Genomic DNA, 22,154 nt, shown 5'->3' with positions numbered 1-22,154 from the left:
TCAGCTCTGGAAAGGACTTTTGGTTTTAATTTCATTCATATACCGAACCCGAAATTTGAGGATTTTCCATGCAAGTGTCTGTAGAAACGACCTCCAACATCGAGCGTCGCATGACGATTGGTGTGCCCGCCCAGGAAATTGAACAGGCGGTCCAGAAACGCCTGCAGGAAACCGCGCGTACTGTGCGCCTTAATGGTTTCCGTCCAGGCAAGGTGCCCATGAGCGTGGTCAAGCGTCGTTTCGGTGACAGCGTGCGCCAGGAAATTGTTGGCGACATCATGCGTGACAACTACATCAAGGCACTGCAGGAGCAGGATATTAATCCAGCGGGTTGGCCCAAGCTTGAGCCAAAAACCATGGAAGCAGGCAAAGACCTTGAGTTTGTTGCTGTTTTCGAAGTTATGCCGGAAATTGAACTGGGTGATCTGAGCAAGGTTTCCATTGAGAAGCTGACCTCTGAAATTACCGACAAGGATATCGATACAATGATCGATAACCTGCGTCGCCAGCAGGCCACCATGAAGTCGGTCAAGCGTAAGTCCAAGAACAAGGATGTGCTGACCATTGATTTCAAAGGCTCTATCGACGGTGAAGAGTTCGAGGGCGGTGCCGCTGAAGGCCACAAGCTGACCCTGGGCTCTGGTCAGATGATTCCGGGCTTCGAGAAAGCCATCGTTGGCGGCAAGGCCGGCGAAGATCTAGAAATCGAAGTGACTTTCCCTGAGGATTATCACAACGAAGATCTCAAGGGTAAGCCAGCCAAGTTCGATATCAAGATTCACGAGGTTGAAGAGCCGCAGCTGCCTGAGTTGGATGCTGAGTTTTTCACCAAGTTTGGTATTGAAGCCGAAGATGAAACTGCATTCCGTGAAGAAGTGAAAAAGAACATGGAGCGCGAGCTTAAGCAGGCGGTATCTAACAAGGTCAAAAATGACGTTGTAGACGGTCTTCTTGAGACTACGGAAGTCGACATTCCTTCAGCATTGGCTGATCAGGAAATTGATCGCCTGCGTCAGGACGCTGTTCAGCGCTTCGGCGGCCAGGTAGATTTCCAGCAACTTCCGAAGGAGATCTTCCAGGAGCAGGCTGAACGTCGCGTGAAAACCGGTCTGTTGTTCCAGGAAGTTGTAAAGGCGAACGACCTGAAAGTGGATCCGGCCAAAGTTGATGAAAAGATCCAAGAGATCGCGTCAACGTATGAACAACCAGAAGAAGTGATTGCGCATTTCAGTGGCAACCCTGAGCAGAAGAGCCAGATCGAATCTTCTGTGCTGGAAGATCAGGTTGTCGACTATGTGCTTTCACAGGCCAAGGTCACAGAAAAGAAGGTCAAATACGAAGAAGCCATTCAGGCGGGTCAACCCCAGCGCTGAGTTTGGTGGCGTAATAGTGACGGAGCCGGATCAGTTTCTGGCTCCGCTGGCCGAACAGAGTTAACAGCCGGCATGTCCGGCTGTTTTCATCTTGGCTTGCGGCTGGCAAAGTATAAGATGCAAGAATATTGAAGATGCCGTGGTTAAACGCTACGTCCCATTTGTCCATAAGGAGTTCAGGCGTATCATGACGCAGAATCCATTTGATGGTCCCGCAATGGATGCCAGGTCTGCCCTGGTGCCAATGGTTATCGAGCAGACTGCCCGCGGGGAGCGTTCGTTCGATATTTATTCCCGGCTGCTTAAGGAGCGGGTGATTTTCATGGTTGGACAGGTGGAAGATCACATGGCCAACCTGATCGTGGCGCAGCTTCTGTTCCTGGAATCGGAAAACCCGGACAAAGACATCCATCTGTACATCAACAGTCCTGGCGGTTCTGTGACTGCGGGTATGTCTATCTACGATACTATGCAGTTCATCAAGCCTGACGTATCCACACTGTGTGTAGGTCAGGCTGCCAGTATGGGCGCCTTTCTTCTGGCTGGTGGTGCTGAGGGTAAACGTGCGTGCTTGCCTAATTCCCGGGTAATGATTCATCAGCCTTTGGGAGGTTATCAGGGCCAGGCGACGGATATTGAGATCCATACCCGCGAGATACTCAAAATTCGCCATACCCTGAATTCCATTCTGGCCCATCACACCGGTCAGGATCTGGAAACCATCTCCAGGGATACGGATCGTGATAATTTTATGGATCCTGCACAGGCGAAAGAGTACGGGCTAATTGACTCGATACTTGATAAGCGCGTGCCGAATAAATAATACTGGAAGTAATTGCATCACCCCTGGCTGGCGCTTGGATATCTTAAGCGCCAGCAAAACGAGATCAGAGGTATTTCAATGGCAGATGAAAGAAACGGCAGAAGCGACGATAACGGCAAGTTGCTCTACTGCTCGTTTTGCGGAAAGAGCCAGCATGAAGTCCGCAAGCTCATTGCAGGGCCCTCGGTGTTCATCTGCGACGAGTGCGTAGACCTGTGCAACGATATTATCCGTGAAGAGATTCAGGAAAACGCACAGGAGGAGCCGAGCGATCGTCTTCCGACGCCGGCTGAAATCCGCAATACGCTTGATGAGTATGTCATCGGTCAGGATCGCGCCAAAGTTGTACTCTCGGTAGCGGTTTACAACCATTACAAACGCCTTAGGTACGGTGAGGGCAAGGGCGATGTTGAGCTTGGTAAGAGCAACATTCTGCTGATTGGCCCGACCGGTAGTGGTAAGACGCTGCTGGCAGAAACTCTGGCGCGGATGCTTAATGTTCCCTTTACTATTGCTGACGCCACAACGCTTACAGAAGCTGGTTATGTTGGTGAAGATGTTGAGAACATCATCCAGAAACTGCTCCAAAAGTGCGACTATGATGTAGAGAAAGCCCAGCGAGGCATTGTTTACATTGATGAAATCGACAAGATTTCACGCAAGTCTGACAACCCCTCCATAACTCGTGATGTTTCGGGTGAGGGTGTGCAGCAGGCGTTACTGAAATTAATCGAAGGCACCGTTGCCTCAGTACCTCCTCAGGGCGGTCGCAAACACCCGCAACAGGAGTTTTTGCAGGTTGATACAGGTAACATGCTGTTTATTTGCGGTGGGGCATTTGCCGGCCTGGATAAGGTAATCCGCGACCGCACTGAAAAAAGCAGTATTGGCTTCTCAGCTGCAGTGGCTGCCCGCGATGACTCCAAAAATATTGGAGATGTCGTGAAGAATGTCGAAACGGAAGATCTGGTCAAGTATGGCTTGATCCCGGAATTCGTTGGTCGTCTGCCAGTGGTTGCCACCCTCAACGAGCTTGATGAAGATGCGCTTGTCCAGATTCTCACTGAGCCGAAAAACTCTCTGACCAAGCAGTATCAGAAGTTGTTCGATATGGAGGGAGTTGAGCTGGATTTCCGCGACGAGGCGTTGCGCGCTGTTGCCAACAAGGCTTTGGAGCGTAGAACCGGTGCCCGTGGCTTGCGCTCGATTATGGAAGCTACGTTGCTCGACACTATGTACCAGATACCGTCGGAACACGATATATCCAAGGTTGTGATTGATGAGAGCGTTATCCGGGGAGATTCAGAGCCCTTCAAGATATACGCGAACACGGATCACGCCAAAGCTGTGCCGGATGACTAAGGCGGCATGCACTGTTGAGTGATAAACAAAAAAGGGGCGGAAACGCCCCTTTTTTGTTGGTTTGTATCAGCAAACGCCAGTGCTGTGTTGTTTGGTAAAGATATTGCAATTTAAACAGCTGCCCCAATGAAGGGTGATATGCTGAATGAAACACCGTCAGAGGATTCCTTATGACCCGGACACCCGAAAATATCGTGCAAGAATACCCGCTGCTGCCTCTCCGCGACGTCGTGGTGTTCCCGCACATGGTGGTCCCCCTGTTTGTGGGCCGCGAGAAATCCATTCAGGCTCTGGAAGCCGCGATGGAAGGAAGCAAGGAAATCCTTCTGGTTGCCCAGCGGGATGCCGCAACTGATGAGCCCGGCCCCGATGATGTGTTTGAAATGGGCACGCTTGCTACCGTACTGCAGTTGCTGAGGCTTCCTGACGGCACAGTTAAAGTGTTGGTTGAGGGTAATGCCCGGGCTGCAATCAGTAATATTACAGAAGCTGACTATTTGTCTGGCGGCGCAACGCTGATGGACGAAGAAGGTCTGCCCGAGCGCGAGGAAGAAGTGCTCCTGAAAACGCTGATGGATGAGTTTGAAAAGTATGTGAAGCTGTCCCGCAAGGTGCCTTCGGAAGTCTCTAATGCCCTGACCGGCATCGAAGAGTTGGAACGCCTGGCGGACACCATGGCTGCACACCTTGAGATGCGTATTCCGGAAAAGCAGGAACTGCTGGAAGCCCTTAACGTTAATAATCGTGTAGAGCTTTTGCTCGGCAAGCTGGATGGAGAAATTGACCTGATCGAGGTTGAAAAACGCATCCGTGGCCGCGTTAAAAAGCAGATGGAGCGCAGTCAGCGCGAGTACTATCTCAATGAGCAGATGAAGGCTATCCAGAAAGAAATGGGTAACCTTGGCGAGGGTAATAACGATTTTGAAGAGCTGGAACAGAAGCTTGAAGAAGCCGGCCTGCCCGAAGAAGCTCGTAAAAAGACAGAAGCTGAGCTGAACAAGCTGAAGATGATGTCACCCATGTCTGCGGAGGCCACGGTTGTACGTGGTTATATAGACTGGATGCTGGCCGTTCCCTGGAAAAAACGCAGTCGGGTGCGCCACGACATTGAAAAAGCGCGTGAGATTCTAGACCAGGACCACTACGGCCTTGATGAGGTCAAGAAGCGCATTCTCGAATATCTTGCTGTGCAGAGCCGTGTGAAAAAAGTTAAAGGTCCTGTGCTTTGCCTTGTGGGGCCTCCTGGTGTTGGTAAAACATCCCTTGGTCAGTCTATTGCCCGGGCCACCAACCGCAAGTACACCCGGATGGCTCTTGGTGGTGTGCGTGATGAAGCCGAAATTCGTGGCCACCGCAAAACCTACATTGGCGCGCTGCCTGGCAAGTTGTTGCAGAAGCTATCCAAAGTGGGCGTAAAAAACCCGCTGTTTCTGTTTGATGAAATCGACAAGATGGGCATGGATCATCGTGGTGATCCCGCGTCTGCTTTGCTGGAAGTTCTGGACCCTGAGCAGAATCATACGTTCAACGACCATTATCTGGAAGTGGACTACGATCTTTCCGATGTCATGTTTGTATGCACGTCCAACTCCATGGACATTCCGTCAGCCCTGCTGGATCGCATGGAGGTTATCCGGATTCCGGGTTACACCGAAGACGAGAAAGTGAACATCGCGTTGCGGTACCTGTTGCCCAAGCAAATCAAGGCAAACGGACTGCGCAAGGATGAGCTCACACTACCCGAGGAAACCCTACGGGATATCGTGCGCTATTACACCCGGGAGGCCGGTGTTCGAGGCCTGGAGCGGGAAATCGCGAAAATCTGCAGGAAGGTAGTGCGAGAGCACGTGGTCGCCAATGAGAAAGCGACCATGGTTATTAAGCCAGAGTTGCTGGAGCATTACTCGGGTGTTCGCAAGTTCAACTACGGGCTGGCGGAAGAGACCAATCAGGTCGGCCAGGTAACTGGCCTGGCGTGGACCCAGGTAGGTGGTGAGCTTCTTACAATTGAATGCGCTCTCACTCCAGGTAAGGGCAGGGTTGTTAAAACCGGCTCCCTTGGTGATGTGATGCAGGAGTCGATTCAAACGGCCCTTACGGTCGTCAGAAGTCGCGCTCCGGGGCTTGGTATTGCCGATGACTTCCATGAAAAACACGACTTGCATGTGCACGTACCGGAAGGCGCAACTCCCAAAGACGGTCCAAGTGCCGGTATTGGCATGTGTACAGCACTGGTTTCTGCACTGACCAAAATTCCAGTTCGTGCAGACGTTGCGATGACCGGTGAAATCACGCTCAGGGGTCGGGTTCTGCCCATCGGCGGGCTGAAGGAAAAGCTTCTCGCGGCGCATCGGGGCGGTATAAAAACCATTGTTATACCTGATGAAAATGTTAGGGATCTCAAGGAGATACCCGACAACATTAAAGAGTCGCTGGAGATAATTCCAGTCAAATGGATTGATGAAGTTCTTGATATTGCTCTGGCTTATGCACCTGAGCCACACAAGGCAGGTAAAGGGTCAAAGGCGAGCTCAGGTAAGCCGCATGACGATGAAAGTGACAGTGCAGAACGCATAAATACACATTAAACCCTGGATGAGTTGTTGACATGCCAGAGAGCCCATTGGTATAACTGTTTCGCCGTGAAGCAGCCAATACCAAGGGCTCCCGCGCAGTATGTGCCTATTCCGAACACCGGTTGAACGCCGAAAGGAATAAGAAAACCGAAGAATGGAATTCTCCGACCGCTTATGCGATAGTCGAGAACGTCCGAGAAAAAACAATCCAACCTAGAACATCTTCAACCTGAAAGCGAAGGGGTTTAGTGTGAACAAGTCCGAACTTATCGATGCAATTGCAGAATCAGCAGATATTTCCAAAGCAGCCGCTGGCCGTGCTCTGGACGCAATGACCAACTCTATCACCGGTGCCCTCAAAAAAGGCGATCAGGTTACTCTGATCGGTTTTGGTACTTTCTCCGTGAAAGATCGTGCTGCGCGCACTGGTCGTAACCCGCAAACTGGCGCCGAGATCAAGATCGCTGCGTCAAAAGTGCCCGGGTTCAAAGCAGGTAAAGCTCTGAAAGACGCCGTTAAGTAACGGTTCTTTCTCCGGCGGCTCCCGTTAAACGGAGTCGCCAAGAAGAATTCAAGGCGCATTCCAACAGGGTGCGCCTTTTTACGTTGAGAGCACCAATAGAGGCTCGGGAGAAACATGCTTCAAGATATACGGGAAAATTCCCAAGGAACGATTGCCAAGATCATAATTGGTCTGTTGGTCGTGTCCCTCTCCATCTGGGGAATGGACGCCATTGTTGGGGGCTTCTCCGGCGAACCGGAGGTGGCAACAGTCAATGGTGAGGATATTACCGAGCGGGAGTTCCTGCGCGTGGTTCAGATGGAGAGCCAGCGTCGTCTTTCCGCTATGGAGCGTCCCGATCCCGCCATGCTGAATGAGGATCAGATTCGCAAGGATGTGCTTGACTCCCTTGTCCAGGAGCAGGTGCTTATTCAGGATGCCAGCGCCCAGGGGCTTGCACTCACTGATGCGGATATCGATGCTCTGATTACTCAGATGCCGCAGTTTCAGGTTGATGGACAGTTTAATCGTGATCGCTTTGTGGCTTCCGTGCGCAACCTGGGTATGGGTGTAGGCGAATTCCGTGAAGCCATGCGCAAACAGTATGTAGTCAATCAAATTCGTGGTGGCATTATGCAAAGCGGCCTTGTTGCCGATGCAAATGCCTCACAACTTCTGCGAATCCAGAACCAGACCCGTAACTTCCGTGTTGTTCAGATTCCTGCCAGCGCGGTTTCTGAAGGAGTTGAGGTGACTGACGCAGAGATTGAGGCTTTCTACCAGGAAAACAAAAATGCGTTTAGTCAGCCAGAGCAGATAGACGCAGCTTACATAACCTTATCCCTGGGAGCCCTGGCTGAAAAAATTGAAATTAGCCAGGAAGAGCTTGAGGCCTACTACGCACAGCGTGCTGGCGATCTGGCTCGTGAAGAGCGTCGTGCATCTCATATCCTGATCGAGGATGGCGCGGATTCCGAGCAGACCATGGTGGCTATTCAAGAGCGCCTGGAAGCCGGCGAGAGCTTTGAAGATCTGGCCCAGGAACTTTCGATTGATACTGTGTCTGCAAAAGAGGGCGGTGACCTTGGCTTTGCCGGGCGAGGTGTCTACGACGAAGCTTTTGAAGAGGCTTTGTTCGCATTGGAGGAAGGTGAAGTTTCCGGGCCTGTGCAGACAAGTTTTGGCGTACACCTGATTCGCCTTGACGACGTTCGCCGATCAGAAGTTCCTCCCATGGAAGAGCTTGAGCAGCAGCTTCGGACCGAGCTCGCCCGCGAACGTGCTCAGGAAAGGTATGCAGAGGTGCGTTCAGAGCTTGCTGACTCCGCTTATGCTGCAGATGACCTGATTGGGCCAGCCGAAGAGCTTGGGCTGGAAATTCGTGTGGCTGAGGCCGTTACCAGAGAGGGTGGCCAGGCACCGTTCGACCACGCTGGGCTTGTTCGTCAGCTTTTCTCGGAAGATGTTATGGAGAGTGGGTATAACACCGAGCTGATTGACGTGGGCGATAATGTTTCCGTCGTTGCGCGGGCCCGTGAATATCGCGAAGCCCAGCAACTGCCCCTTGCGGATGTGCAGGACAGCATTCGTAGCAACCTGGAAGACCGTAAGATCCGGGAAGCGCTGAATGAGCGTGCCCAGAACATCCTTGCCAGCCTGGAGAAGGGTGAGTCTCTTGATTCGCTGAACGCGGGTGATTGGGAGCAGTTTGAAAACCAGGCCAGGGATGCTGGAGGTGTGGAACCGCAGGTCGTACAGACCGTATTCTCGCTCTCCCGTCCGGGTGACAGCGGTTCGAGCTATGGCATTGCAATGACACGCAGCGGTGTTGCCGTTATTGCCCTGGACGCAGTGAACGAGGGTGATGCAGAGGGCAGCGATGCCGACCTGGGACAGTTGCGCAGGTTCATGGCTTCCCTTGAAGGACAGCGTGAATACGCAGCGTATCAGCAGTTCCTAAGGAGCAACGCTGAAGTATCCCGGCCATAACCAGGATACTGCATTAACAAAAAACCCGGACAACGCAGGTTGTCCGGGTTTTTTGTTGCCTGCTGAACTTCTCGTCAGTCAAGGCTTGATGGGTAGCGTGTAGGCATCAGGCTGTCTTTGATTTTCTTGAGATGCCCCAGAAAGTCGGTACCGCGCTTGAGTGTTACGCCGGTGGCCAGAATATCTATAACAGTAAGGTGGATAATTCTGGAAGACATTGGCATATAAACCTCTATGTCTTCTGGTGCGGTAACCTCCAAAGCAACGGTGCAAACGTCTGCCAACGGAGAGTCCGGAGTTGTGATGCCGATAACGGTTGCGCCATTGTCCCGGGCAATCCGGGCGATATCGACGGTTTCCCGGGTGCGTCCCGTATAGGAAATCATCACTATGACGTCTCCAACACTGGCACCTGCAGCAACCATGCGCTGCATGAGGGCGTCATCATAGGACATGACTGGAAGGTTAAAGCGGAAAAACTTGTGTTGTGCGTCAAGCGCAACGGACGCTGAGCCCCCCATGCCAAAAAAGTTGATTTGTTTTGCCTGGATCAGATAGTCAATGGCGGTTGCCAGTGCGCGGGGGTTCAGCGCCTGACGGGCCTTGTCCAGGTTGGCGATGGTGCTCATCATGATCTTGTCGGCAAACTCTGCAACCGTATCTTCCGGCTCTATGTTCTGCCCGATATAGGGTATGCCCGTAGCGATGCTCTGCGCGAGCCGGATCTTGAAATCCGGAAAACCTGTGGCCGAAAATCCACGGCAAAACCGGTTTACGGTTGGTTCGCTGACGTTTGACGCTCTGGCCAGAGCCGCAATGCTGTACCGGGTGGCTGCGCTGGGATCCCGCAGAATAGCCTCTGCTACCTTGCGTTCCGACTTGTTAAGCGTGTCTAGCCGTGACTGGATATCTTCCAGTAGGTTCTCGTCACGATGCGACTGGTTTACAGCCATCAAAGCTACTCCCTCAATCTTTGGTGGGATGGTTGTTCAACTCGAGCCGATTATACCGGGATTTCAACATGTTTTGGGTAGTAAACGTATCAATAACCCGATATTGCCCTTGGCTTAATCCATGGGCAATGTCATTATTTGGATAAAATTACTACATTTATGCGTGAATACAGCTTGGTTTTCTATGGCTTGATTCACCAGAGAGGCGTGCCCGATGGTCAACAGGATGATTAACCGCTGCGACATTATGTTGTTCGGGGCTCTGGGCGATCTTGCCCAGCGCAAGCTGTTTCCTGCGTTCTACCAGTTGGAGCGAGCTGGTCTTCTGGCTAGCGACAGTAGAATATTGGCACTCGCTCGTCAGGACCTCGACACCACAGAAGTTCGTGGCCAGTTGCTTCAAAAGCTGAAGCGGAATGTGAAGGCAGAGGAATTTGACCTTTCAGTAGCCGAAGCCTTTTTGCAGAGGGTGGAATATCAGGTTCTGGACTTCCAGGATGAAGATGCGTTTGGGGTTCTCAACAGTTGGCGCGAGGGTGGAAGCCATGAGAGAAGTAACGAGCTGATTGTTTATATGGCCACCCCGCCAGCGATGTACGGTGTCATTGCCCGAAACCTCCATTCAGCCAGTTGTTGCACAGAAAAGACACGTGTTGTTGTTGAGAAGCCCATAGGTCATGACCTTGAGTCCTCCAAGGTCATAAACGATGAACTCGCAGAAGTCTATAAAGAAAGCCAGCTCTTTCGGATCGACCATTATCTGGGCAAAGAGACCGTTCAGAACCTGATTGCTCTGCGCTTTGCCAATAACCTTTTTGCATCTCAATGGGACCAGAATCATATTTCTCATGTGGAAATAACGGTTGCCGAGAGCGTGGGTATTGAAGGTCGCTGGGGCTATTTTGATAAAGCGGGCCAGATCCGGGACATGATTCAGAATCACATGCTTCAGTTGTTGTGTCTGATTGCCATGGACCCACCCTCCGATCTGTCCGCCGACAGCATCCGTGATGAAAAGGTGAAGGTACTTAAAGCTCTTCGCACAATTACACCGGACATGATGGAAAGTTACGTTGTGCGGGGCCAGTACACAGCGGGCACCAGTATTGGGAAGCCGGTCCCCGGATACCTCGAAGAAGAGGGGGCCAACAAGAGAAGTGCAACCGAGACGTTTGTGGCTCTGAAAGTGGAAATCGATAACTGGCGTTGGTCGGGAGTTCCATTCTACATACGCACGGGTAAACGCCTGCCGGAAAAGCTGTCCCAGATTATTATTCACTTCAAGCCGGCCCCCCATTACATTTTTGATCCCGACCAGAAGCACCTGGCGAATAACAAACTGATCATCCGTTTGCAGCCGGATGAAGGAATGTCACTCAAAATACTCACCAAAGATCAGGGTTTGCACAAGGGCATGCGGCTGCGTCAGGGGCCACTGGAGCTGGCGTTTTCGGAGACCTTTGAGGCCGACCGGATTCCCGATGCATACGAACGTCTGTTGTGGGAAATTATGAAAGGGAATCAGTACCTGTTTGTGCGGCGTGATGAAGTTGAGTATGCCTGGCGCTGGGTGGACCAGATTATCCAGAACTGGAGTGACGGAGGTGATCCGCCCAAGCGATATGCCGCGGGAACCTGGGGACCGGTTGCTTCTATTGCGATGATCACTCGTGATGGAAGGAGTTGGTATGAAGATGCCTGACATAGTTTGGCCGGCCGGTATCGAGGCTCATATTGGCGAATCGGCGCAACATGTAGCGCTGGAGCTTGCCGATGCAGTCGCAGAGTTTCTCAACGCCCGGCTTTTGGTAGCTGAGCGGGCAAGTCTTGCGGTTTCAGGTGGGTCCACCCCTCTGCCATTTTTTCATGCATTGTCCCTCAAAAGCCTGGATTGGGGCAGGGTGGACGTTGTTTTGGCAGATGAGCGCTGGGTGGATGAAACCGATGCGGTCAGTAATACCAGGCTGGTAAAAGAAAACTTGCTCCGGAATAACGCAGCCGTTGCGAAGTATTTTCCTTTGAAGCAGAGCGGGAATACTCCTCACGCAGGTGTTGAGGCAGTCAGTGCCGGCCTGGCGACTCTGACACGTCCGTTGGATGTGTTGATTTTGGGTATGGGGAATGATGGTCATACGGCGTCCCTGTTTCCGGATGCCCCTGAACTTGTTCGTGCCATGGATCTAGAAAGCCGGGAATTGGTTGCGGCGATGACACCGCCATCACAGGGGCAATCACGCATCACACTGACCTATGCTTTGATGTGTGAGGCCCGTTTTACGGCGTTACACCTTAAAGGCAATGATAAGCTAGAAACGCTGAAGCGGGCTTTTGCTCTGCCGGAGGATCTTCTCGCAATGCCGGTGCGCGGCTTCCTGAATCCGGGCTTACAGGTCTTCTGGAGCCCTTAAGACCTTTAAAATCACGTATGGAGAGAAGCATGAGCCAGATATCGGATTTTCAGCGGGGTCGGATCAGATCTGTCTTGGAGGCTTCACCTTTGATGCCTGTTATCACTATAGAGCACCTGGCTGAGGCGGTACCATTGTGTCAGGCTCTGTTTGATGGCGGGATTGGTGTGATGGAGATAACCTTGCGGACAGAGCACGGGCTCAAGGCGATTGAGCGTGTACGCGAAGCCATACCCGAGGCCTGGGTGGGTGCTGGAACGGTGACGTGTGTCTCCCAGTATCGCGAGGCAGTAGCGGCCGGTGCCCAGTTCATAGTGACTCCCGGAGTAACGGATGAGCTTTTGAAATTTGCTTTAACCGCCGAGGTGCCTCTTTTGCCCGGTATTTCAACAGCTTCCGAGCTGATGCTCGGTTACGGTTTAGGCTACCGTGAGTTTAAATTTTTTCCTGCAGAAGTGGCGGGAGGCACCTCCGCACTGAAAGCCTTTGGGGGCCCATTCCCGGATGTGACTTTTTGCCCGACGGGTGGGATCCGCCGCAACACTGCTAAGGACTACCTGTCCTTGCGCAATGTGCAGACTGTTGGTGGCAGTTGGCTTACGCCCGCGGATGCTATTGCGAATAAAGATTGGGCTGCGATTGTCGATATCGCCCGTGATAGCCTTTCCGAGATCAGCTGATCTCGGAACCAACCCGAACAATTTTCATAGTGTTGGTTCCGCCCTGGGCGTTCACGTAGTCACCTTTGGTGATAACTACCAGGTCGCCCTTGCTTACCACGTTCCGATTAACCAGCTCTGATATGGCCAGCGCATTGGTTCGCTCATTCGGAATTTTTGCCGAATCAAACGGAATCGTCTGAACACCACGGTACATCACAACCCTGTGTTGCGTGGAATGGTGTCGGGAATACGCGAAGATTGGCAGGCTGGATTTGATGCGGGACATCAGCCGGGGCGTCGCGCCTGTTTCCGTCATGCAAATGATCGCCCGAACTCCGTTCAGGTGGTTTGCTGCATACATGGCGGACAGGGCAATGGCTTCATCAACAAGCTCCATGCTTTCGTGAATCCGGTGATTGGACTGGTGCATCGTCGGGTGTTTTTCCGCGCCGATACAAATACGCACCATTGCTTCTACAGCTTCTACCGGGTAATCGCCTACTGCCGTTTCTGCTGACAGCATAACCGCATCTGTGTAGTCCATAACCGCGTTCGCCACATCAGATACTTCAGCGCGGGTCGGCATGGGGCTGGTGATCATAGACTCCATCATTTGTGTTGCTGTAATCACAGCGCGATCCAGGACCCGGGCCCTGGCAATGATGTGCTTCTGTACACCCACGAGCTCAGCGTCACCGATCTCAACGGCGAGATCGCCGCGGGCCACCATCACAACGTCGGAAGCTTCGATAACTGCGTCCAGTGCTGCCACGTCGTGTGCAAGTTCCGCGCGTTCGATTTTGGCAACCAGGCCGGCATCTGACCCGGCTTCTTCAAGAAGCCGGCGGGCTGTGTGCATATCTTCGGCTGTTCGGACAAAGGATACCGCAACATAGTCGGCTCCAAGCCGCGCAGCCGTCACGATATCTTGCTTATCTTTGTCCGTCAGGGCATCGGCGGAAAGCCCGCCGCCACGCTTGTTCAGGCCCTTGTTATTGGAGAGTGGGCCGCCAATCAGAACTGAAGATGTGATGCTGTGATCATCGACCGACTGCACTTCCATTTCGATACGACCATCATCCAGAACCAGAATGTCTCCGGGCGAAACATCTTCAATGAGCTGCTCATAATCAATGCCTACACGTTCGTCTGTGCCGGCTTCCTTGTCCATGGCGGCATCCAGGACAAAAGTTTGCCCTGCTTTAAGGATAACTTTATTGTCAGTGAAGCGGGCAATACGGAGTTTAGGCCCCTGAAGGTCTGCAAGCAGGGCTACAAAACGACCTTGAGCTGCTGCTGCCTGGCGAACCCGTTGTGCACGCTTGATGTGCTCGTCGGCGCTTCCATGAGAGAAGTTGAGACGGGCTACATCAATGCCAGCGGCTATAATGTCAGCCAGAGATTCCGAAGAGTCTGTAGCGGGGCCTAGGGTAGCGACAATCTTGGTACGCCTGAGCATGCTGTTATCCTTCAAGGGTTTGATAGGTAGTAAATGTATCAACAAATTATGAATTAATTGTGACGTTAGGGTGATGATAGCAAAAAAAGAACGTAAAATTACTTCCAAATATCATTAAATCTGCCTTGGGCAAAGGAGTCTGATATGCATGCTGTCGTAGACAGAGTCACCCGGCGAATCATTGATCGCAGTCGACCATCCCGGCAGAATTATCTGGCTCGAATGACTGAGCTTAAATCCCAATCCCCCCATCGCAATTCTCTTTCCTGCGGTAATCTTGCCCATGGTTTTGCGGCTTGTCATCAGGATGATAAAAACACTCTGAAGCTGATGAATAAAGCGAACCTGGCCATAGTGTCGGCATACAATGACATGCTTTCTGCACATAATCCCTATGCCACATATCCGGATATTATCCGCGAGGCTGCTCATGGGATGGGGTCCGTAGCCCAGTTTGCCGGCGGCACACCCGCTATGTGCGATGGGGTGACCCAGGGGCAGCCTGGCATGGAACTCAGCCTGTTTTCACGGGATACCATCGCCATGAGCACGGCAGTGGCACTGAGCCACAATATGTTTGATGCCACTGTTTTGCTGGGTATCTGCGACAAGATAGTACCCGGGTTGCTAATTGGTGCCCTCAGCTTCGGTTATCTGCCCAGTATTCTTGTGCCCGCTGGTCCTATGCCCTCAGGGCTGCCAAACAAGGAAAAACAGCGTATCCGTCAGCTTTATGCAGAGGGAAAACTAGGAAAAGATGAACTATTGGAAGCTGAAAGCAAATCCTACCATAGTGCGGGTACCTGCACCTTTTACGGTACGGCCAACAGTAATCAGCTTCTGGTTGAAGTGATGGGGCTGCATCTACCGGGAGCTGCGTTTGTGAATCCGGGCACGCCATTGCGGGACCAGTTGACGCGTGCAGCAACGGAGCAGGTTATTCGGTTGTCGAGGCCTCAGGGCGGCGAACTCGGTCTTGGCGATATGGTTGACGAGAAAAGCATCGTCAATGCGCTGGTCGCGCTTCTGGTGACCGGAGGTTCCACCAATCACACGCTGCACTGGGTTGCGATTGCTCGTGCCGCCGGCATCATCATTGACTGGAATGACTATGCGGAGCTGTCTTCCGTTGTTCCATCCATGACCCGTATTTATCCCAACGGTGAGGAAGATGTAAATGCTTTTCATGAGGCCGGAGGCACGCCATTTCTGATCCGTGAACTCCTGGATGGGGGTTACCTGCACAACGACGTAGAGACTGTTGTCGGTTACGGCCTTGAGAGATACACCCGGACGCCTGAGCTGGACGGTGGTGCACTGGTCTGGCAGCCCGCTCCGGAAAAAAGCCGGCACCCCGATGTATTGAGTACAGTATCGGAGCCGTTCGCGCCCGACGGCGGGCTAAAAGTCCTGGATGGCAATCTCGGAAGAGGCGTTATAAAGGTATCCGCTGTTGCCCGGGAACACTACAGGATCGAAGCTCCCGCTGTGGTTTTTAACGACCAGAACGAACTGAAAGCTGCCTTCGATGCGGGTGAGCTGAACAAAGACTGCGTGGTTATTGTCCGCTTCCAGGGGCCAAGGTCCAATGGCATGCCCGAGTTGCACAAGCTCACTCCCTATCTTGGGGTGCTGCAGGATAGGGGGTTCAGCGTTGGCCTGGTTACGGATGGTCGCATGTCCGGTGCGTCGGGCAAGGTTCCGGCGGCTATTCACGTTTATCCCGAAGCCCTGAATGGTGGGCCCCTTGCAAGAGTTCGGGACGGTGATCTGATATGCCTCGATGCGGAAAAAGGCGCCTTGTCGATTATTGCTGATGAGGCGGACTTTGCACAGCGTGAGCCGGCCAGCCCGGATTTATCCCGGTATCACCAGGGCTATGGCAGAGAGCTGTTCGGCTGGATGCGGCGTGCGGCAGGTACGTCTGAAGAAGGAGCCAGCGTTTTCTGGAATCACGAAGCATGACACAAGGCGAATACTCTCTGGTCGGTGATGTCGGTGGTACCAATGCGCGGTTTGCGCTGGTGGAGCGGGGCAGTGTTGAGCTGTGTGCAATCGAAACTTTGGCTTGTGATGATTACGCTAATCTCGATGATGCGCTCTCATGTTATCTGGACAAACGCGGTGTCGACGGAGTCCGTGAAGCTTGCCTTGCAGTTGCCTCACCGGTTCGCGGTACCAGGGTGCAGATGACCAATAATCTCTGGCGCTTTGATATCGAAGAGATCCGCACGCAGTTTGGTTGGCAGACGTTCAAGGTTATCAACGATTTTATGGCCATGGCCCTGGGCGTGCTCCATGTTCCGGAGGGGAAGCTGGTGCATGTCTGCGGAGGCCCGGGTGACAGGCGTCGCCCCAGGTTGGTGATGGGCCCTGGTACGGGCCTGGGCGCATCGGCTCTGGTGCCGGTCAGAAGTGGATGGACGGCGTTGACAACCGAGGGCGGGCATGTCGATTTTGCGCCCAGGGACGATACCGAGATGGCAATCCTCCGGATACTCCAGGCCAGGTTTGGAAGGGTGTCGGTGGAACGAATACTGTGTGGTCAGGGGTTGCTGAATCTATACCAGGCCCACGCAGCCATTCAGAAGGTCTCGGCGCCGCTGGACGCGCCGGAGAAAATAACAGCCGCGGCGCTGGAGCGGAACGATCCCCTTGCGTGTCAAACCCTCCAACACTTCTGTGAATTGCTTGGCCGGACAGCGGGCGATGCTGTCCTGACGCTGGGAAGCTCCGGTGGTGTCTATCTGTGCGGTGGTATCTTGCCGCGGATTACGGATTTTTTTCTTGCAAGCCGATTCCGGCGAGGCTTTGAAGACAAGGGGCGCATGCGCCCTATACTGGAATTTACACCGGTTCACCTGGTAGCAGAGCCCTATACCGGGTTGTTGGGTGCCGCTGAAGCTCTGGGTAATCCCGAAATATAAGGCCATACCCCGGGCGTTTATGCGAAAAATTACCCTCTGGCAACAGCGTTCACAGATAGTGGATCAGCGTTTTCTGGTCGAATCTGTACTGGCGGTTATACACGCCGTTTTCCGCGCGCCGGCCGGCTGCCAGAACCATGGTTACAAGCCCTTTACGGGGCAGCTTCAGGAGTTTTCTTACCCGGTATTCGTCAAACCCCTCCATTGGACAGGAGTCGTAACCGTGGGCGCGTAGCGCCAGCATCAGGTTTTCTGCTGCCAGTGCCGTGGATTTCGTGGCCCAGACCTTCATTTCATTTATTGAGTAGGGCCCTCGGGGAACCGGACGCTTCAACCCGGCTATGAGTCCTGCTGTTTTCTTGGCTGCGCCCAAAAGCCCAAGTGGGCCCTGGTTATAATGGATGGGTGCGATCTTTTTGTAATACTTTTCAACAACGGAGGGCAGCTTTTCCTCTTTTGGCCAGTCTTCCAGTGCAAGGCGGGCGTGTTTGCGCCAGGTGTCCGGGCGCGCAACAATCGCGATCAATACCGGAGCGGTTCTCGCCGCGTTTTGTCCCAGGCAGGCCTCGGCAAGCTTCTCTTTTAGTTCGGGTGTTCTGACGACAAAAAATTCCCAGGGCTGCAGGTTGCTGGAGTTCGGGGCCAGTGTGGCCAGTTCGAGGCAGTCCTCAAGCACCGCATCCGGAATGGGCTCGTCCTTAAAGCGCCGCACGGAGCGCCGGCTTCGAACGACCTTTCGGAATTCTTCAACATCGATCTCCGGCAGAGGAAGAGGGCCTGCTTTTGCGTTCATGTATACTCCCAGGTATGCCACGGTGGGTACTCAATGCGGCCACTCTGTTGGCTTGCCGCATTGTCATCAGAGCTATAAGGTTACGGGAAATCCCTTCATATGCAATTGCCCTGGTGACGTTGATCCCATGACGGATATTCTTGCTCAGCTGCCTTTTGATGAACTGGTTCGGGAGGTGCGCGCCTGCACGATTTGTGCAGAGAGTCTGCCATATGGCCCGCGACCGATTGTGCAGCTGTCACCGTCGTCGCGAATTCTGGTGGTGGGGCAGGCCCCGGGAAGGCGGGTACATGAAACAGGGCTTCCGTTTAATGATCCAAGTGGTGACCGTCTCCGGCGGTGGATGGGCATAACGCGAGAGACCTTTTACGACGACCGCAAGCTGGCCATTTTGCCCATGGGGTTCTGCTACCCCGGAACGGGAAAGTCCGGCGATCTGCCACCTCGGCCTGAATGCGCCCCAGCGTGGCGAAGCGTTTTGCTTGAGCGCTTAACCAATATCGGCTTGACTCTGGTTATAGGCCAATATGCTCATGCCTGGCACCTTCCGAATGGTAAAAAGTCGGTTACTGAAAACGTCAAAAACTGGCGCAAATATTGGCCGGACCTCCTGCCCATGCCTCACCCCAGCCCGCGAAACAATCTTTGGTTGCGCCGGAACCCCTGGTTTGAAAAGGAGGTGATTCCCGAGCTTCAGAAACGGGTGTCCGAGCTTTTGTCTGAGTCAGACAGGTAGGCTTCCAGTGCCAGGGTTTGCGCTTCCGATGCATAGAGCCCCTGCTTCGTACGGCGCCAGAGTATATCTTCGGCTGTCCACGCCCATTCCTGAGCAATAAGGTAGTCGACCTCTTTCTGGAACAGGTTGCCGGCAAAAAGCGTCCCCATATCTTCAATTGAAACCGCGCCGGCAAGCAGGTTGCGGCATTCTGTGCCATAAGTCCGTACGTAGCGCTGTGTCAGTTCCGTTGGCAGCCAGGGGAATTCGATTTTCAACTCCGCCAGAAGTAGCGTTTTACTGGTGAAGTCCCCGCCCGGCAACACGGCATTCCCGGTCCAGGGCTTACCTGCCTGAGGGAAAAACTCACAGACCTTGTCTGTGGCAACCTCTGCAAGCTTTCTGTAGGTAGTTATCTTGCCGCCAAAAATAGAGATTAGTGGTGCCAGGCCCTGGTTGTCATCGACTTCATAGGAGTAATCCCTGGATGCTTTCTGTGCATTTTCCTCACCTTCATCATCGATGAGCGGCCTTACTCCGGAATAGGACCAGACAACGTCTTCGTTGCTCGTCTGACGCCTGAAATAGGCGTTCACAATTTTTAGAAGGTAATCGGTCTCTTCCTGAGAAATGCGGGCAAGCGACGGATCGCCTTCGTAGTCGACATCGGTTGTGCCTATCAGGGAAAAGCGTTCTTCGTAGGGAATCACAAAGACAATACGTTCATCTTCATTCTGCAGTATGTAGGCTTCGTCGCCATTGTTGAGGCGAGGAACGACCAGATGGCTGCCTTTCACCAAGCGAATCTGTTTTGGTGCGGGGGCTGCAATCGTCCCGGCAAAGAGTGCACTGGCCCAAGGCCCTGCTGCGTTTACCAGTATACTTGCTGACACTTTAGTTACAGACTCAGAAAGACTGTCCTGCAGGGTGATCGTCCAGGTTTTATTGTCACGGGTTGCCTGAGTACAGCGAGTCCGGGGCCGGATAACGGCACCCATCTGCTGGGCCTTACGAGCCATGAGCACAACGAGACGGGCGTCATCGACCCATCCATCAGAGTATTCAAAACCCTTGGTTATTTCGGGCTTCAGAGGACTGTCACTGCCAAACGTAATGGACCGGGAGCCAGGGAGCAGTTCCCGCTTTGCAAGGTGGTCATACAGAAACAGGCCTGTCCGGATCATCCAGCCGGGGCGCAGATGTGGCTGGTGGGGAAGACGAAAGCGCATGGGCCACATGATATGCGGTGAGTTTCGCAAAAGAGCTTCACGCTCTGCCAGAGCTTTTCGCACCAGACCGAATTCATAATGCTCCAGGTAGCGCAAACCGCCATGGATCAGTTTGCTACTGCTGGAGGATGTCGCCGAGGCCAGGTCATGCATTTCGCAGAGCAGGACTCTTAGCCCCCGCCCTGCGGCATCCATGGCAATTCCGGTGCCATTGACGCCACCACCAATAACGACAAGGTCGAACGAGTGCTGCTGCAAAGAGGAATCTCCATCAGAGAGTTTTTACAGCAGCCATTGTGCCTGAAAATCAGGCAAGGTTGTCACAAAGTCAGCGGTTTGCCGGCCTCTTTACGGCGAGCCTCCCATTCTTCCCGGGTCTGGGCGGCATTATCACCCGACATGGAATCGATGATACTGAAGTAATCCGAGCCGTATTGATCGGCCATAATAGTTTCCCGCGGTTTGATTTTGACCACGTAAACAGACTGGACATTCTGGTGGTCAAAATCGCGCCAGTACTGTTCATCTTTGAGGAAGGAATACCTGTGGCCTTCGAGGGCGCGAATCAATGCCCGGGTATTGGTGGTTCCGGCGCGTTCAACGGCACTCTTGTACTGATATACAATGCTGTAGGCGGAAGCCGCGGCGGTGGAAGGCCGCATTTCGTAACGTTGGGAAAAGGCTTCGACAAACTCCTTGCCGCGGGGATAGTCCAATTCATAAGGCACATTCCACACCCAGGGGCTACCTCCTACGATACCTTCCATAATGGTGGGCCCTACCTGGCGTGCCATGCCCAGGGTGAGGTTGGGCACAACAACCTGCATCTTTTGGGTCAGGCCCATTTCGTAAGCTGTGTTGAGAGCACGGACCATGTCATCACCAAACAGCACCAGCATCAGCACTTTGGCACCACTGGCGTCTGCCTGCTCCAGGGCACTCTGGAAGTCGCTCACCAGGGCGCGGGGAAAGGGTGTTTTTACACCAGGATGGCGTTGAGCATCTTCGGTGTCAGAAAATTTGCGTACGGATTCTTCAACCGACCAACCCCATGTATAGTCTGCCGTGATGTAGAAGTAGCCTTCATCGGCGTGATTACGCTTCAGGTACTGGCTGAGAGCCTTGGCTGTCATCCATGCATTGTAGGGTTCCCGGAACATATGGCTGTGGGCCTCGCTTCCGGTCGTCGCGTTGGAGTAGGTGAGTGTGCCGAAATAAAGTTTGTTGCGCTGGCGGGCGGCTTTTCCAGAGGCTATGGCTACAGCGCTGGATACGCCACCGAAGACCATTTGAGCTCCTTCCCCATCAATCAATTCAGCTGTGTTCTCTGCGCCCTTGGAGGGGTCTCCACGAGTGTTCCGGATAACCAACTCGAGGGGCTGCCCCAGAATGCCGCCTGTTTTGTTGATTTCGTCGACGGCCAGGAAAGCACCCAGCCTCTGTTGCAAGCCTTGATCTTTGTAACGGCCGGTTTGCGGATAGTTAAGGCCAATTTTGAGTGTTTCGGCGGCAACTGTGCTTGCGCCAAGCAATAGCAGGCAGGCAGTGAAAAGTGCGTTTACGGGTTTCATGAAGTCTCCAGTGACAGGGCACGGCCAAGCGGTTGCCACTTAGACTCAGTACTCTGAATATTATTGTTTGTTTATTGGTCGTGAAGAGGGTTAGTTTCTTAGCCTGTGGCCAAACCGGCAATCAGACTAAAGTGGAAATTTGCGTAAAGTATTGTACGTTTGCACGCGCGCCGACATGAGCCATACTGCGAATGCACACCCAGAATGACCGGGAAACAGAGGAACCCAGGCACAGGAGCCTTTCATGGCGGGTAGTAATGCACAAGACGAAACGATCACCTGGCAGACAGGCCACTGTTACCTCGGTGAAATTCTGGTTGCGAGCACCCAGAGCGGTGTTTGCGCCGTGCTGCCGGGTGGGTCTCGTGAAGAACTGGTCATGGAACTGGCTCGTCGTTTCCCGAATGCCACGCTTGAGCACGCAAATAATTCCCGGGCGGATTGGTTTGCTGAGGTCATGCGCTATCTGATTGATAGTCGCAGGCCGCTAGCTGTGCAACTTGACCTCCGCGGCACAGAGTTTCAGTGCAGGGTCTGGCGCGCGCTGCAGGAGATTCCGTCGGGAAGCTCGTCAAGCTATGGTGAAATTGCCCAACGCATGGGGATACCCACGGCCTCGCGGGCAATAGCGGGAGCCTGTGCTGCCAATCCCCTTGCTGTGGTTGTGCCCTGTCATCGGGTACTTCGTGGTGATGGTAGCCTTTCAGGGTATCGCTGGGGGATAAAGCGCAAGCAGGCGCTACTGAGTCATGAGCAGGGGTTGTCTGAACGCTGATGGAAAAATTCGATTCCATAAACCGTCTGATTTGTTT

General features: G+C 53.3%; 18 protein-coding genes. 13 read left to right on the top strand and 5 right to left on the bottom strand.

Annotated features, from left to right (window positions below):
- Positions 1 to 68: 68 nt before the first annotated feature.
- The 6 genes from tig to Q4501_RS00680 all read left to right on the top strand — a co-directional run bounded on the left by tig (position 69) and on the right by Q4501_RS00680 (position 8,625).
- Positions 69 to 1,373, top strand: coding sequence for a trigger factor (gene tig, locus Q4501_RS00705; RefSeq protein WP_303593326.1), 1,305 nt, complete (start codon positions 69 to 71; stop codon positions 1,371 to 1,373).
- Positions 1,374 to 1,560: 187 nt separating this feature from the next.
- Complete coding sequence (clpP, locus tag Q4501_RS00700) at positions 1,561 to 2,196, top strand: ATP-dependent Clp endopeptidase proteolytic subunit ClpP (protein WP_303593324.1); 636 nt, start codon at positions 1,561 to 1,563, stop codon at positions 2,194 to 2,196.
- Positions 2,197 to 2,274: 78 nt separating this feature from the next.
- A complete protein-coding gene (clpX, locus tag Q4501_RS00695) occupies positions 2,275 to 3,558 on the top strand; it encodes an ATP-dependent Clp protease ATP-binding subunit ClpX (protein ID WP_303593322.1) in 1,284 nt (427 codons plus the stop codon).
- Between the two features lie 170 nt (positions 3,559 to 3,728).
- Entirely contained in the window at positions 3,729 to 6,146 is a 2,418-nt protein-coding gene (gene lon / locus Q4501_RS00690; RefSeq protein ID WP_303593321.1) for an endopeptidase La, read from the top strand.
- Between the two features lie 238 nt (positions 6,147 to 6,384).
- A complete protein-coding gene (locus Q4501_RS00685) occupies positions 6,385 to 6,657 on the top strand; it encodes an HU family DNA-binding protein (protein WP_044386154.1) in 273 nt (90 codons plus the stop codon).
- 114 nt (positions 6,658 to 6,771) lie between these two features.
- Positions 6,772 to 8,625, top strand: coding sequence for a SurA N-terminal domain-containing protein (locus Q4501_RS00680; RefSeq protein WP_303593316.1), 1,854 nt, complete (start codon positions 6,772 to 6,774; stop codon positions 8,623 to 8,625).
- A 74-nt stretch (positions 8,626 to 8,699) separates the two neighbouring features.
- Here the strand turns inward: Q4501_RS00680 and hexR are convergent, their stop codons facing one another.
- On the bottom strand, positions 8,700 to 9,578 hold the full coding sequence (gene hexR, locus Q4501_RS00675; protein WP_303593315.1) for a transcriptional regulator HexR: 879 nt from the start codon (positions 9,576 to 9,578) through the stop codon (positions 8,700 to 8,702).
- A gap of 214 nt (positions 9,579 to 9,792) precedes the next feature.
- On the opposite strand from hexR, the gene zwf reads away from it, so the two are divergent.
- From zwf to Q4501_RS00660, 3 genes are read left to right on the top strand one after another with little or no spacing between them, the layout of a single operon-like run.
- Positions 9,793 to 11,280, top strand: coding sequence for a glucose-6-phosphate dehydrogenase (zwf, locus tag Q4501_RS00670; protein ID WP_303593313.1), 1,488 nt, complete (start codon positions 9,793 to 9,795; stop codon positions 11,278 to 11,280).
- Positions 11,273 to 11,986, top strand: coding sequence for a 6-phosphogluconolactonase (gene pgl / locus Q4501_RS00665; RefSeq protein ID WP_303593311.1), 714 nt, complete (start codon positions 11,273 to 11,275; stop codon positions 11,984 to 11,986). Before zwf ends, pgl begins: the two co-directional genes overlap by 8 nt.
- Positions 11,987 to 12,015: 29 nt before the next feature.
- Positions 12,016 to 12,666, top strand: coding sequence for a bifunctional 4-hydroxy-2-oxoglutarate aldolase/2-dehydro-3-deoxy-phosphogluconate aldolase (locus Q4501_RS00660; protein ID WP_303593310.1), 651 nt, complete (start codon positions 12,016 to 12,018; stop codon positions 12,664 to 12,666).
- On the opposite strand, the gene pyk is transcribed toward Q4501_RS00660, so the two are convergent.
- Entirely contained in the window at positions 12,659 to 14,107 is a 1,449-nt protein-coding gene (gene pyk, locus Q4501_RS00655) for a pyruvate kinase (protein ID WP_303593309.1), read from the bottom strand. The two genes, Q4501_RS00660 and pyk, sit on opposite strands and share 8 nt — an antisense overlap.
- A 144-nt stretch (positions 14,108 to 14,251) precedes the next feature.
- On the opposite strand from pyk, the gene edd reads away from it, so the two are divergent.
- Both edd and glk read left to right on the top strand, forming a co-directional pair.
- On the top strand, positions 14,252 to 16,072 hold the full coding sequence (gene edd / locus Q4501_RS00650) for a phosphogluconate dehydratase (protein ID WP_303593307.1): 1,821 nt from the start codon (positions 14,252 to 14,254) through the stop codon (positions 16,070 to 16,072).
- Positions 16,069 to 17,034: a glucokinase gene (gene glk, locus Q4501_RS00645; protein ID WP_303593305.1), complete on the top strand. Its 966-nt coding sequence runs from the start codon at positions 16,069 to 16,071 to the stop codon at positions 17,032 to 17,034. The genes edd and glk overlap by 4 nt, the downstream gene beginning before the upstream one ends.
- Before the next feature lie 49 nt (positions 17,035 to 17,083).
- On the opposite strand, the gene Q4501_RS00640 is transcribed toward glk, so the two are convergent.
- On the bottom strand, positions 17,084 to 17,827 hold the full coding sequence (locus tag Q4501_RS00640) for a nitroreductase family protein (RefSeq protein ID WP_303593303.1): 744 nt from the start codon (positions 17,825 to 17,827) through the stop codon (positions 17,084 to 17,086).
- 127 nt (positions 17,828 to 17,954) lie between these two features.
- Here Q4501_RS00640 and Q4501_RS00635 point away from each other — a divergent pair, with 127 nt between their 5' ends.
- On the top strand, positions 17,955 to 18,563 hold the full coding sequence (locus Q4501_RS00635) for a uracil-DNA glycosylase family protein (RefSeq protein ID WP_303593301.1): 609 nt from the start codon (positions 17,955 to 17,957) through the stop codon (positions 18,561 to 18,563).
- Here the strand turns inward: Q4501_RS00635 and glpD are convergent.
- Both glpD and Q4501_RS00625 read right to left on the bottom strand, forming a co-directional pair.
- Positions 18,521 to 20,029: a glycerol-3-phosphate dehydrogenase gene (gene glpD / locus Q4501_RS00630; RefSeq protein ID WP_303593299.1), complete on the bottom strand. Its 1,509-nt coding sequence runs from the start codon at positions 20,027 to 20,029 to the stop codon at positions 18,521 to 18,523. The two genes, Q4501_RS00635 and glpD, sit on opposite strands and share 43 nt — an antisense overlap.
- 62 nt (positions 20,030 to 20,091) lie before the next feature.
- The gene (locus Q4501_RS00625; RefSeq protein ID WP_303593297.1) at positions 20,092 to 21,342 is read right to left on the bottom strand and encodes a substrate-binding protein; all 1,251 of its coding nucleotides are present in this window, start codon (positions 21,340 to 21,342) and stop codon (positions 20,092 to 20,094) included.
- Between the two features lie 244 nt (positions 21,343 to 21,586).
- Here Q4501_RS00625 and Q4501_RS00620 point away from each other — a divergent pair, with 244 nt between their 5' ends.
- Complete coding sequence (locus tag Q4501_RS00620; protein WP_303593296.1) at positions 21,587 to 22,117, top strand: methylated-DNA--[protein]-cysteine S-methyltransferase; 531 nt, start codon at positions 21,587 to 21,589, stop codon at positions 22,115 to 22,117.
- Positions 22,118 to 22,154: the final 37 nt, after the last annotated feature.

Origin of the sequence: Marinobacter sp. 2_MG-2023 (assembly GCF_030546935.1) — a bacterium.
Lineage (GTDB): Bacteria > Pseudomonadota > Gammaproteobacteria > Pseudomonadales > Oleiphilaceae > Marinobacter.
Note: the sequence above shows the minus strand (reverse complement) of the source record. Positions and strands in the feature narration are given on the sequence as shown.